The 776-nt window shown below is 44.7% G+C and carries 1 protein-coding gene; it reads right to left on the bottom strand.

Translation table 11 applies throughout. The features are described from left to right. Positions 1-776: hypothetical protein (locus FD12_RS13990; RefSeq protein WP_056982277.1), on the bottom strand; the 776-nt coding region annotated here is incomplete at both ends.

The following is a 776-nucleotide window of genomic DNA, read 5'->3' on the forward strand; positions in this document are numbered from 1 at the left end:
AGCCGTTAATGCTGAGTATTTAATCCAGCCATTGATCTTTTGACCGTTGGTAGCATTAGTATCAGCAATCTTTACCCAAAGGTCGCCTTCACGGGTACGGGTAGTTTGGTCCGTAACTTTGAAGGTATCGTTAGCGTAAGGAGTAGCATCAGTAACGGTACGGCCCTTCTTGTACTCAGTCCATGCAGGATAAGTATAAGTAGTAGCAGTACCATCGTTAGCAGTACCAGCCTTAGTAATCTTGTAAGTAGCATTCTTTTGAGCATCAGTCAAAGCAGTAGTTTGATTTGATGGGGTCTGGAATGATGCAGAAGTTGCTGAAGCTGATGAGCTGTTTGAAGCAGTTGCTGAAGTAGTACCAGCAGCGTCAGTAGTAGTGCTGTACTTAGCAATACCACCGCCGAATGCAGAAGTACTCTTACCACCATAGATCCAGCCACGGTAGGTCTTATCGAATGATACGACCTTGTAGTAAACAGATCCACGGTTAGTAGTAGCAACACGGTATGCACGCCAGTTCTTTTGACCAGTCTTGTTGTCCTTAAGGCCAGCTAAAGTAGTCTTAGAAGCAACAGTTTTGGCACCTTTCAAGGTACCAGCCTTGGTATATAATGCGTTAGTACCGTTAACGTTGACGTTACGGGTAGTAGCATCGGTAGTCAAGGCCTTGTTTGATGTAACCTTAGCATAGCTTTTAGCAGAAGCAGTGTTTGCGTTAGCAGAACCTGCGACAGCGACGAAGCCTAAAGCAGCTAAGCCTACAAATAATGATTTCT

It is taken from the genome of Lentilactobacillus rapi DSM 19907 = JCM 15042, from assembly GCF_001436255.1.
In the GTDB taxonomy this organism is placed as follows: Bacteria; Bacillota; Bacilli; order Lactobacillales; family Lactobacillaceae; genus Lentilactobacillus; species Lentilactobacillus rapi.